Origin of the sequence: Curtobacterium sp. MCLR17_032 (assembly GCF_003234795.2) — a bacterium.
Lineage (GTDB): Bacteria > Actinomycetota > Actinomycetes > Actinomycetales > Microbacteriaceae > Curtobacterium.
Genome location: NZ_CP126268.1, coordinates 854,566 through 866,822, shown reverse-complemented (window position 1 = coordinate 866,822; position 12,257 = coordinate 854,566). Strand labels below are relative to the sequence as shown.

At 72.7% G+C, this 12,257-nt stretch carries 9 protein-coding genes and 1 tRNA gene; 2 read left to right on the top strand and 8 right to left on the bottom strand.

The features are described from left to right. Positions 1–40 precede the first annotated feature (40 nt). Entirely contained in the window at positions 41–1,264 is a 1,224-nt protein-coding gene (locus DEI97_RS04120; RefSeq protein WP_111076451.1) for a winged helix-turn-helix domain-containing protein, read from the top strand. Positions 1,265–1,309: 45 nt separating this feature from the next. Here the strand turns inward: DEI97_RS04120 and DEI97_RS04115 are convergent, their stop codons facing one another. After that, a complete protein-coding gene (locus DEI97_RS04115) occupies positions 1,310–1,891 on the bottom strand; it encodes a LemA family protein (RefSeq protein ID WP_111076449.1) in 582 nt (193 codons plus the stop codon). A gap of 282 nt (positions 1,892–2,173) precedes the next feature. Between DEI97_RS04115 and DEI97_RS04110 the strand changes: the two genes are divergently transcribed. Then, positions 2,174–4,648, top strand: a complete 2,475-nt coding sequence (locus DEI97_RS04110; RefSeq protein WP_284158326.1) for an Ig-like domain-containing protein — start codon at positions 2,174–2,176, stop codon at positions 4,646–4,648. Between the two features lie 328 nt (positions 4,649–4,976). Here DEI97_RS04110 and DEI97_RS04105 read toward each other — a convergent pair whose 3' ends face one another. The 7 genes from DEI97_RS04105 to hisS form a co-directional block, all read right to left on the bottom strand. After that, positions 4,977–6,296: a threonine/serine exporter family protein gene (locus DEI97_RS04105; protein WP_181439377.1), complete on the bottom strand. Its 1,320-nt coding sequence runs from the start codon at positions 6,294–6,296 to the stop codon at positions 4,977–4,979. Between the two features lie 121 nt (positions 6,297–6,417). Then, positions 6,418–6,491 (bottom strand) — tRNA-Leu (locus DEI97_RS04100). Between the two features lie 110 nt (positions 6,492–6,601). Further along, positions 6,602–8,074, bottom strand: a complete 1,473-nt coding sequence (locus DEI97_RS04095) for an NAD(P)/FAD-dependent oxidoreductase (protein ID WP_111076421.1) — start codon at positions 8,072–8,074, stop codon at positions 6,602–6,604. A gap of 44 nt (positions 8,075–8,118) precedes the next feature. Continuing rightward, the gene (locus tag DEI97_RS04090) at positions 8,119–8,667 is read right to left on the bottom strand and encodes a DUF501 domain-containing protein (RefSeq protein WP_111076422.1); all 549 of its coding nucleotides are present in this window, start codon (positions 8,665–8,667) and stop codon (positions 8,119–8,121) included. A 35-nt stretch (positions 8,668–8,702) separates the two neighbouring features. Beyond that, positions 8,703–9,260 carry an FtsB family cell division protein gene (locus DEI97_RS04085; protein ID WP_111076423.1) on the bottom strand — a complete coding sequence of 186 codons (558 nt, stop codon included), beginning with the start codon at positions 9,258–9,260 and terminating at the stop codon, positions 8,703–8,705. A gap of 323 nt (positions 9,261–9,583) precedes the next feature. Further along, on the bottom strand, positions 9,584–10,867 hold the full coding sequence (gene eno, locus DEI97_RS04080) for a phosphopyruvate hydratase (RefSeq protein ID WP_111076424.1): 1,284 nt from the start codon (positions 10,865–10,867) through the stop codon (positions 9,584–9,586). A gap of 97 nt (positions 10,868–10,964) precedes the next feature. Beyond that, positions 10,965–12,209, bottom strand: a complete 1,245-nt coding sequence (hisS, locus tag DEI97_RS04075) for a histidine--tRNA ligase (protein WP_111076425.1) — start codon at positions 12,207–12,209, stop codon at positions 10,965–10,967. Positions 12,210–12,257: the final 48 nt, after the last annotated feature.

The following is a 12,257-nucleotide window of genomic DNA, read 5'->3' as shown; positions in this document are numbered from 1 at the left end:
GCTGATCCGGGCGTCGGCGGGGCTCGGTAGCGTTCCCGTCATGGTCAGGACCACGCTCTCCGCCGCCGAGGCCCGCCGGGTCGCCCTGGCCGCGCAGGGGTTCGGCCGGGCGCCGACGACCGGTTCGACCGCCCTCGCGCCGACCCGGGCGGTGTCGGCCGGCCTCGCCCGACTCGGGGTCCTGCAGATCGACTCGGTGAACGTCTTCGAGCGCAGTCACTACCTGCCGCTCTTCGCTCGCCTGGGTCCCTACGACAAGAGCGCCCTCGACCGGTTGACGCTGACGCAGCGCAGCCCGTGGATCGAGTACTGGGCGCACGAGGCCGCCTTCGTCCCCCGCGACGACCTCCGGCTGTTCCGGTGGCGGATGGACGCGTACCGGCAGCGCGACACCACGAACCCACTGCGCATCGCCGGCGTCGAGCAGACCGCTCGGGTCCGGACCGAGCTGCTGACCCTGCTCGCCGCCGAGGGGCCGATGCCCGCGAGCGCCGTCGAACACGAGTCGAACGTCCGACGGGGTCCGTGGTGGGGCTGGAGCGACGTGAAGCACGGGCTCGAACAGCTCTTCCGCTGGGGTAACGTCGTCAGTGCCGGACGCGCCGGGTTCGAGCGGGTCTACGCGCTGCCGGAGCAGGTGCTGCCGTCGGGGTACTTCGCAGCCGCCCCCGACCGGGCCGACGCCGTGCGGGAGCTCGTCCGCCGTTCGGCCCGTGCCGTCGGTGTCGGCACCCGTGCAGATCTGGCCGACCACCACCGGCTGCGCTCCGACGACACCGCTGCCGCGATCACCGAGCTGCAGGACGCCGGCGAACTGGTGCCGGTGTCGGTCGAGGGGTGGCGCGACCGGGCATGGATGCACGTGGACGCCCGGGTGCCCCGCCGGGTCGAGGTCGACGCCGTGCTCAGCCCCTTCGACCCGGTGGTGTGGTTCCGTCCCCGGGCCGAGCGGCTGTTCGGCTTCCACTACCGGATCGAGATCTACACACCGGCACCGAAGCGGGTGTTCGGGTACTACGTGCTGCCGGTGCTGCAGGACGACGCCCTGGTCGGTCGGATCGACCTGAAGAGCGACCGGCAGCGCGGTGTGCTGCACGTCCGGACGGCCTGGCACGAGCCCGGAGCGCGGATCGACGTCGAGCGGTTGGCCGCGTTGCTGCGGCGGACGGCCGCGTGGCAGGGGCTCGACGGGGTCGAGGTCACCGACCGCGGGACAGCGGCCGGGGCCCTGCGGGCAGCGCTCGGGGTCGTGCCGATCGGGTGACGGCCGATCGGGTGACTACCGACCAGCTCCCTGCGGGGCGGCTCGCTAGAACTGCACCCGCGGCGGTTCGGCGATCGCAGCCGGTTCGGCGGTCTCGAAGAACGGCGCCTGGCCGACACCGCGACGCTTCGCGATGCTCGAGGCCGGGAACGACTGCACCTTCGTGTTGAGCTCGCGCACGCCGCCGTTGTAGTGCCGGCGGGCGGACTGGATCTTGTCCTCCGTGGACACCAGCCGCGACTGGAGCTCGAGGAACGACTGGCTGGACTGCAGCTGCGGGTACCCCTCGGCGATGCGGAACACACCCTTCAGCGCCTTCTGCATGTGCCCTTCCGCAGCCGAAGCGGCGACGGCATCGCGCGCGGCCAGGGTCTCGGCGCGGGCGTCGGTCACGGCCGTGATCGCCGACTTCTCGTGCGCGGCATGACCCTGCACGGTGTCCACGATGGTGGGGATGAGTTCGGCGCGTTCCTGCAGGTGGGCGGCGATCTCGGCCCAGGCGGTGTCGACGCGGTGCTGCAGCGCGGTGAGGGACTTCTGGCTCGACCAGAACCAGATCCCGATCACCACGAGGACGACGACCACAACGCCGATCACGATGAGTGTCGTGACGACTCCGGTGTCCATTCGGGCGTACTCCTTTGCGCGTCGGGCCGCAGTTGCATGCGGACCTCCGCAGCCCGCTGGGTGGGACCTCAGCGGTCCGGATCGATCCTACCGAGCGCCTCTGAGCGCCCTCGCTGAGGACCGATCTTCACGGCCGATTCCCGAGTGATGCACACCCGGTTCGCGGGGCGCATCCGGAACGGACCCGGACAACGACCCGGAACGGCCGCGGAGGCGCGGAAGCGGGGCCTTCCTCCGCGCGGGGTGTTGACCGGAGCGCCCGGATCGCGTGGGATGGACAGGATGGACACGGCCGGGGACAACGTGCAGCACCAGGACGTCAGGGGTGACGCCCGTCGTCGACGACCCCGGAGGACCGCGGCACGCCTGCTGGTCGCGGCACTCGGTCTGACGCTCCTGCCCCTGGCATCCGTGCCCGCCCTCGCGACCACGCTCCCCGGAGCCGACACGACCACGGGCAGCGGGACCGCCACGGCGACCGGCACCACGGGCAGCGGGACCACCGCGGGTACCGGCTCCTCCACCGAAGACGGCACCGGCACCGATCCGGGCAACAGCGACGCCGCGAAGCCCGCCCCCGTCTTCTCGAACCCCGTGCCGGCCCCCGGCGCCGGGGACGCGGCGAGCCCCGCCCCGACGCCCTCCCCCACCCCGCCCTCCGGCAGTACCCCGACCGCGCCGACGATCGTCGACCCGGGGGACATCACCACCGCCCTCGCCCGCTTCTCCGGACGGGCGACCCCCGGGCACCAGGTGCGGGTCGCCGAACCCGCCGTCCCCTCGGCCTCGGTCTGCCGTGCCCTCACGAGCACCGCCGGCTCGTGGTCCTGCGTCGGGACGGTGCGCTCCGGCCCCGCGCAGGTCTTCACCGTCCTCGACACGACGGCCTCCGCCCTGCCGAGTGCCGACGCCGCTCCGTCGGACGTCATCGTGCCGCCGACCATCGACGCCCGACGGCCCACCACGGGGACGGTCACCGGGACGGGCCACCCCGGCGCCACGGTCACCGTCAGCCGGTCCGGTTCCACCGCGGTGCTGACCGCCGTCGTCACCGCTGCCGGCACATGGACTGCCCGGTGGGGATCCGGTGCGAGCGCCCCGGCCGAGGGCACCGTCAGTGTCAGCGCCACCCAGACCGCGAGCACCGCCACCGGGTACCGGTCGGACCTCCGGAGCGCCGCCTCCGCCGCGCGGACCCTCGTCGTCGACCGGACCGCGCCCGCTGCGCCACGGATCACCGCGCCGGCCGGATCCGGCGCCGTCGGTCCTCAGCGCGTGCGCATCGCGGGGACCGCCGAACCACAGACGGTCGTCACCGCGTACGTCGACTCGACCGCGGTGTGCCGGGCGTCGGTCGCTGCGGACGGGACGTGGTCCTGCCGGGTCGCGGACAGCCTCCGCGCCGGCACGCACGAGATCCGGGCGGTCGCACAGGACGAAGCGGGCAACACCTCGGCGGCCGCGAGCGCCACCACCTTCCGGGTCACCGGCGACGCGTCCGCGACCCCGACGACCAGCACGCCCGGGGCGACCCCCGGCAGCGGAGCCGGCAGCGGCACCCCCGGTGGCGGGACGCACGGCGGTGGGACGCACGGCAGCGGACCCGGCAGCGCCGACAGCACCACCGGCCCGACCAGCGGGTCCGGCGCAGGCCCGACCGGCGGCACCGGACCGACGGACGGCACCGGCACGGGCACCAGCGGCGACGGGACCCCCGGCAGCGCACTGCCCGGTGGAGGCCCGAGCAGCCACGCCGGCGGCCCCGACTGGACGGGTCCCGCCGGTGACTGGACCGTCGCGACCGGGTACGACCACGCCGTCCCCACCATCCAGTCCGCGTTCTCGTGGCGCACCCTCGCCATCGCCGGCGGGGTCGCCGCCGCGTTCCTCCTGCTCGTCGCCGGCCCGGGGCGGGTCCTCGCCGGTGCCCTGCGCGGACGGATCCCGTTCGGTGCAGCCCGCTTCACCGGCCGGAACCGCACCCGCTCGGAACGCCGCCGCGGTGACGACGCCGTGGCGAGCTGGGTCACCGTCACGATCGGGATCGCCGTCGCCGGTCTGCTCGCCCTCCTCGGCACCGGCATCGCCCTCGAGGCCCGCTACGTCCGTCTCGCGATCGGCGTCGTCGCCGGAGTCGCGGTGCTCAGTGCGGCCGTCGTCCTCGCCACCCGCTGGACCGCGGGCGAGGACCGCCACACCGTCACGTACCGGCTCTCCCCCGGCCTGCTCCTCGCCGCGGTCCTGGCGAGCGGGCTGACCCGTGCCGGCGACCTCTCCCCCGCCCTCGTCGTCGGCGTCCTGCTGGTGCCGGTGGCCCGGACCGACCTCGACACCGCCGCCCTGCACCTCGGCCGCAGCGTCGCCGCCTGCGCGCGGAGCGCCACCTGGCGATCGGTCGCGCTGCTCGTCCTCGCGGTCGTCGGCTGGGTCCTGCACAGCGTCACCCCGTCCGTCGGCTTCGCCGGATCGCTCGTCTCCGAGTTCGCCAGCACCCTCTGCGTCGGTGGCCTCGGCTCGCTGGTCGTCACGCTGCTGCCCCTCCGCGGGACGGCGGGCGCCGCACTCGCCTCGGTCTCCCGGCCCCGGTACGCGGCCCTCGCGGCGGTCGGCGTCGGTCTCGCCGCCGCGGTCTACTCCGGTGCGGCCGGCACGCACGTCCCGGTCGCCGCGATGGCGACCGGTGTCGGCGTGGTCCTGGTCGCGGCAGCTGCTGCCTGGGCATGGCTCCGGTTCGACGGGCCCGCCGTCCGGTCCTGACCCGGGTCCGGCGCGGCCGGTGGACCGGACGGTCCGACCAGCCGGGAGGCTCGACGCGGCCCCGCCACGGGCCTCCCGTCCGTCGTCGGCACCGTCACCGATCCGTGTCCGGCGACCCGACCGGGCCTCCCGTCCGTCGTCGGCACCGTCACCGATCCGTGTCCGGCGACCGGAGCGGGCCGGGGTGCGCCGGACCGCCGTCGGGCGCGGCCCGGCCTGGCCCGGCCCGGTCGCCACCTCGTTGGCACGCCGATGCTTCCGCCGATCAGCGCGTCAGCGCGTCAGTGCATCAGTGCATCGGGCGTTGGGGCGTCCGCGCGCCTATGCGTCAGTGCGTCGGGGCCGAGCGGGCGAAGAGGCCGGGCAGGAGGCCGCCGATCTTCGTGCCGACGCAGAGGCTGATGAACGTCGCGAGCGGCGTCGCGAGGGCCCCGGCGTCGAAGGTCGAGAGCGCGACCAGCCCGACCGTGCCCGGGACGAGCAGCAGGAACGCCGGACGGAAGGACACCGTCGCCGGGATGACGGGCACGATCCGCTCCAGCACACGCGTCGCGACGAAGAGCAGTGCGGCGGCCAACCCAGTCGCGACGACGCTGCCGCTGAACGGGGTCAGCCACGAGACGACCGCGTAGGCGGTGACCATCACGACGACCGAGGCCGCGGTGAGCCGCCAGCCCGACCCGAAGACCAGGCTGATGCCGGTCGCCAGGACCACGACGGCGACCCAGGACGCCCACAGTGGTGGCACGGCCTCCCACCCGGCGCGGTCCGTGCCGATGCCGGCGACCTCACCGACCAGGGCCGCCGAGGTCGGGTCGACGTGCAGACCGGTGACGGCGCTGCCGGCCGCGATGCCCGCCGCCATGAAGCCGAGCATGATGAGGCCCTGCATCAGCCGGGCCGAGCCGGTGACGATGTCCGCCGCGGTGAGCTCGAGCAGGGCGTTGGTGATCAGCGCTCCCGGCACGAACACCGCGACCGGGGCGCAGACGGCGTAGAGGGGGACGTGGTCGAACCCGGTGCTCGCGGCTACGAGCCCGACGACCGCGGTCGCACAGAACGCCGCGAGGAACGGGACGACGGCGATGGCCTCCCGGAAGCGCCGGAGCAGCAGACCGATCACACCGACGAGGGCGCCGACCGCCAGCGCGACCAGGACCGCCCACCACGGGCAGCGGAACACGACCGCCAGGCCAGCCGACGTCAGCGCGTTGCCGAGCACCCAGGGCAGCGGCGCCGGCGGACGGGTGCCCTGCCGGATGCTGCGGACCCGTGCGGGGATCTCGGCCAGGGCGATGGCGCCCCGTTCGAGTCCGAGGACCAGGCGGTTCGCGCGTGCGGACTGCCGGAACGACAGTTCGATGCCCTCGGCGTTCACGATGGTGGCGGCACCGGTGGCCGCCTCGCTGACGATCACCAGCGCCGGCAGGACGCCGATCGCCAGGCCGTCGACCCCGGCGGCGTCGCGGGTCTTCTCGAGGGCCGAGCGGACGTCGGTGACCGAGCTCCCGGCGTCCAGCAGCAGGGCGCCGAGCGTGCCGAGGAGCATGCCGATCGGGACGGTCTCGCCGTCGATGACCTCGACGTGGGCCTCGGGGCGCCGGAGGGCGTCCCGGAGGTTCGTCAGCGCGCTCCCGATCCCGACCACAGGGTCAGCGTAACGAGTCCGGGCGCCCGTCCGGTTCGGGTGCCCCTCCGGTTCTCGTACCCCCGGTGGGACTCGAACCCACAACTCAGCGATGTTGAGTCGGGTGCCCGTCCGGTTCTCGTACCCCCGGTGGGACTCGAACCCACAACTCAGCGATTTTAAGTCGCGTGCCTCTACCGATTGGGCCACGGGGGCGCACGACCGCGGCCGGTCGGGCCCGATCAGCCTACCGACGCGGGAGCGGGCGGCCACCCATGGGGTGACCGCCCGCTCTCGGACGTGCTCGAGCTGTCCGCTCGGCCTGCTTACTCGGTCTTCGCCGACTCACCGGCGCCGACGGGCGCGGCTTCCTTCGAGACGTCCTCGGCGGGCGTCGCGTAGGCGGGACCCGCTGCATCCGCGGGCTGGCCGGCGGCCGGGGACTCCGCTTCCGGAGCGGCCTCGACGGCCGGCTTCGGGCGGGAGGCCCAGGCCTCGAACGCCGCACGCGGGGTCTCGCGGTCGTCGAGGGACGCGATGTCGCGGCCCAGGAAGAAGTTGCCGACCCAGTCGCCGACGACGCGGATCTTGCGCTCCCACGACGGCATGGCCAGACCGTGGTAGCCGCGGTGGGCACCCCAGGCGAGGAAGCCCTTCATGGCGAACTTGCCGGACTGGAACACACCGATGCCGAGACCGAGGCCCGCGACGGCGCCGAGGTTCTCGTGCTTGTAGTCGACGGTCGCTTCGCCGCGGATGGTGGCGACGAGGTTCTTGGCGAGCTGCTTGGCCTGACGGACCGCGTGCTGGGCGTTCGGGACGCACATGCCGCCGACGCCACCGCCGGTGAGGTCCGGGACCGCCGCGACGTCACCGCAGGCCCAGGCGTCGGTGATGACGGTGTCCTCGTCGACGATGCGGAGGTCGGGCTGCACGGTGATGCGGCCGCGGGGCTCGAGCGGGAAGTCGGTGCCCTTGACCATCGGGTTCGCCATGACGCCAGCGGTCCAGATGATCAGGTCGGACTCGATGACCTCGATCGACTCGTCCTTGGCCTTGAGCTGGCAGACGCCGCCCACGGCCGAGGCCAGCTGCGTCTCGAGGTGCACCGTGGCACCGCGCTCGGCGAGGTTCTTGAGCACCCAGTGCGAGGTCTCGAGCGAGACCTCGGGCATGATGCGGCCCATCGCCTCGACCAGGTGGAAGTGCGTGTCCTCGAAGGCGATCTGCGGGTAGCTGCTGAGCAGGTCGGACACGAAGGAGCGGAGCTCGGCGAACACCTCGATGCCGGCGAAGCCACCACCGACGACGACGACCGTGAGCAGACGCTGCCGCTCGGGGCCGGCCGGCATGTTGGCGGCCTTGGCGAAGTTGGTGAGGATCTTGTCGCGGATCGCGGCGGCCTCTTCGATGGTCTTCAGGCCGATGGCCTCGTCCGCGACGCCCGGGATCGGGAACGTGCGGGACACGGCGCCGGCCGTCATGACGATCTGGTCGTAGGACTCTTCCCACGGCTCGCCGAGCTCGGGGGTGATCGTCGCGGTGCGGTTCGCGTGGTCGACCTTGGTGACCTTCGCGGTGACGACGCGCGTCGACTTGAGGTGACGGCGGTGCGAGACCACGGCGTGACGCGGCTCGATGGAGCCGGCGGCGACCTCGGGCAGGAACGGCTGGTACGTCATGTACGGCAACGGGTCCACCATGACGACGTCGGCTTCGCCCTTGCGAAGGTGCTTCTCGAGCTTCCAGGCGGTGTAGAAGCCGGCGTAACCGCCGCCGACGACGAGGATCTTGGGCACGGTTCGTGTTCTCCTTGGGGTGGGGTGAGCTGCTGGGAGGCTGGTCAGTTCTCGCCGCCACCCGCCCCGACTCCGGCGTCTGCATCCTCATCATATGCCCGGCATTCACACCGGGAGGGCGACCAGTCCGCGCGCTCCAGCGCGAGGTCGCCGATGGGGTTGACTCCGGGGCCGGCGGCGAGGGCGTGACCGACGAGCGCGTGCAGGCACTTGACGCGGGTGGGCATGCCGCCCGCGCTGATGCCCACGATCTCCTCGACGTGCTCGATCGACTCGCGGTCGTCGAGGTACGCCTGGTGTGCGCGGCGGTACTGCTCAGCGGTGTCGGGGTCCTCGAGGAGGGCGGCCAGTTCGGGCATGACCTGGTTCGCCTCGAGGGTGCTGACCGCCGCGGTGGCAGCGGGGTGGCACAGGTAGTACAGCGTCGGGAACGGGGTGCCGTTGCCCAGGCGGGGCTTCGTGGACACGACCGTCGGGTTGCCGCAGACGCAGCGCGCCGCGATGCCGATGACGTCACGAGCGGGACGTCCGAGCTGGGCGGACACCACCCGGACGTCGTGGGCGGTCGGCGGGTCGAACGGAGGGGTCGTCACGGGGACGTGAGCCTACCGGAATCCCGGCGTCGGCCCTACTTCGATGACGAGCCGCTGTCCGTGCTGTCCGTGCTGTCCGTGCTGCCGCTGCGCTCGAGTTCGCTGCGGGTCTCGTCGGACAGGCCGGCCTGCAGCACCGAGGACAGCATCGACTGGACCCAGTCCACCTTCGGGGTCTGCACGCTCGAGCTGACCGGCGTCCCGGAGTCCGTGGTGGGCGCCGGCGTCGCCGTGGTGCCCTTCTCGGCACCCATCACGAGGTAGCTCTCCTCGCCGGGGTACACGTAGAGCAGGCGGTCGCGGGCCTGCGCCTCGATGTAGGCGGGGTCGTCCCAGCGCGCCAGGTCGTGCTTCTTCTGCGCCACGTCGGCCTTCTGCGCCGCCACCTGTCGCTGCATGCCGGTGATCTGCTCCTGCTGCTGCACCAGGGTGCGGAGCGAGGGCGCCAGGACCACGACGAAGAGCACGATGATGGCGAGCATCAGCAGGCTGAAGCCGGAGAAGTGCAGGGAACGGTACCAGGGCTGCTCCGCGGCGGCTCCCTCGGGCATCGCCACGGGGACGCGGCGGACACGGGGCTTCTGGCTGGGCACGTCTCGACGATAACGCGGCGCCGGGGGTCCGCCACCTGCGGCACGCGCGTGTGCCGGACCCTCTCAGGGACGGCAAGCCGGTCTGGAGGCGCGCCACGGGCCTCCCGGTCTGACGGCGAGACGCCGTGAAGTCCGCGAGACGCCGCGAAGTTCGCAAGACACCGCCGTGATCCGCGGCGTCTCACCCAGAGCGCGGCGCCATCCGCAGACGGGGGCGTCTCGGTCGGGAGGCCCGCCGCACCTCCCCGGGTACGCCCCCGGCTCGTGGACACGGCAGAACGCCGCCCTCCCCAGCGGGGAGGACGGCGTTCCGAGGGTGCTGGTTACAGCGAGGCCGAGCGCGGGAACGCCGAGCGGCCGGCGTAGACCGCGGCGTCGCCGAGCTCTTCCTCGATGCGGAGGAGCTGGTTGTACTTCGCGACACGGTCCGAACGGGCCGGCGCACCGGTCTTGATCTGGCCGCCGTCGACCGCGACCGCGATGTCGGCGATGGTGGTGTCCTCGGTCTCGCCGGAGCGGTGGGAGAGGATCGCCGTCATGCCGTGGCGCTGGGCGAGCGAGACCGCGTCGAGGGTCTCGGTCAGCGTGCCGATCTGGTTCACCTTGACCAGGATCGAGTTGCCGGCCTTCTCGTCGATGCCGCGCTGCAGACGCTTCGGGTTCGTGACGTAGAGGTCGTCGCCGACGATCTGCAGCTTCGAGCCGAGCTCGGCGGTCAGGTGGGTCCAGCCCTCCCAGTCGTCCTCGGCCAGCGGGTCCTCGATCGTGGCGAGCGGGTAGTCGCGTGCCAGGTCGACGAAGTACTGGGTGAACTCCTGGCTGGAGAGCTGCTTGCCCTCGAACGCGTACTTGCCGTCGTGGAAGAACTCGGTGCTGGCGACGTCGAGGCCCAGCGCGATGTCCTTGCCCGGGGTGAAGCCGGCCTTCTCGATGGCGGCGAGCAGGAAGTCGAGCGCTGCACGGTTCGAGGCGAGCTCCGGAGCGAAGCCGCCCTCGTCGCCGAGGCCGGTCGCCAGACCCTGCTTCTTCAGCTCGCCCTTGAGCGCGTGGTAGGTCTCGACGCCCCAGCGGAGCGCTTCCGAGAAGGACTCGGCGCCGTAGGGCACCAGGAAGAACTCCTGGATGTCGACGTTGGTGTCCGCGTGGGCACCGCCGTTGACGACATTCATGAGCGGGACCGGCAGCGTGTGCGCGTTCGGGCCACCGAGGTAGCGGAACAGCGGCAGGTCGACCGAGTCGGCCGCGGCACGGGCGACGGCGAGCGAGGCGCCGAGGATCGCGTTCGCGCCGAGGCGGGACTTGTTCTCGGTGCCGTCGAGCTCGATGAGCGCGGCGTCGACGAGGCGCTGGTCGGTGGCGTCGAAGCCCTCGAGCGCCGGGCCGATCTCGTCGAGCACGGCCTCGACGGCCTTGAGGACGCCCTTGCCGCCGTAACGCGAGTCGTCGCCGTCACGCAGTTCGTACGCTTCGAAGGCGCCGGTGGAGGCACCGGAGGGAACGAGCGCGCGCGAGACGACGCCGTCATCCAGGAGGACCTCGACCTCGACCGTCGGGTTGCCTCGGGAATCGAGGACTTCGCGTGCGCCTACGGCATCGATCACTGCCACTGGGTACTCCCTGTCGTTGGGTTGTTGTGGTTCACGGTCGATCCTAGCGACGCCGGTCATTGCCGACGGCGGCCTGTGGATGACCGGTGGGCGTCGATCAGGCGAGCGACCGGAACACGACGCCGTCGAGCGTCGTCGTGTCGGAGTCCACCGTCGCGAACGACCCGAAGCCCTGCTCCACCAGGCCGGCGAGCAGGTTCTTCATGTTCTTCGTGCGCTTCTCGAGGCGCACCCGGTGGTGCGACCCGAGGGCCTCGGTCTTGAGTGCGGCGAGGCGCACCGGGTCGATGTCCTTGTCGTACACGAGCACGACGGCGTCGTCCGCGTCGGCGTCCGGCAGCGTGACCAGGTCGACGAGCCGCTCGAACCCGAGCGAGAACCCGACCGCCGGCACGTCCTGGCCGAGGAAGCGGCCGATCATGCCGTCGTAGCGCCCGCCGCCGCCCAGGCTGTAGCCGAAGTCCGGGTGGGCGACCTCGAAGATCGTCCCGGTGTAGTACCCCATGCCGCGCACGAGCGTCGGGTCGAAGCGCAGGTCGACGCCCGGCAGCGCGGCCCGCAGGCGCTCGAGGTCCGCGAAGGCCTCGGCGTCCAACCACGCGGCGCCGCGGACGCTGTCCCAGTCGGCGGACTCGAGCGCGCGGATCGTGTCGGCGAGCCCGGCGCCGTCGATCTCCAGCGTCTCGCCGAGTTCCTTCGCGACGCCGTCCGGTCCGATCTTGTCGAGCTTGTCGACCGTGATGAGCGCCCGGTCGGCGGCCGCCTGCTCGGCGATCCCCCACGAGGCGAGGAGCGCGAGCAGGATCCGGCGGTCGTTGATGCGGATCGACGTGCCGGCGATGCCCAGGGCGTCGAGCGCCGCCGTGGTCGCACGGATCAGTTCGATCTCGGCCAGCTGCCCGGGCTCGCCGAGGATGTCGATGTCGCACTGCACGAACTGGCGGTAGCGGCCCTTCTGCGGTCGCTCGGCCCGCCAGACCGGCGCGATCTGCACGGCACGGAAGACGGTGGGCAGCTCGGCGCGGTGGGACGCGTAGAAGCGGGCGAGCGGCACGGTCAGGTCGAACCGGAGGCCGAGGTCGGCGAGCTCCAGCGGAGCCTCGGCCCGGTGCAGGTCGTCGACGCCCAGGCCGCGCTTCATGACCGCGAACGCGAGCTTCTCGTTGTCGCCGCCGAGTCCCGAGTGCAGGCGAGCAGCGTCCTCGAGCACGGGAGTCTCGATCTCGTCGAACCCGTGGCGCGCGTAGACACCCCGGATGACGCCGAGCACGTGCTCGCGCCGCGCCTTGTCGGCCGGGAGGTGGTCTCGCATGCCCCGGGGGGCCGTCACGGTCGTCGCCATGTGGTCGATTCTCGCAGAGCACCGGGGGCGGTTGCAGACCGCTGGTGT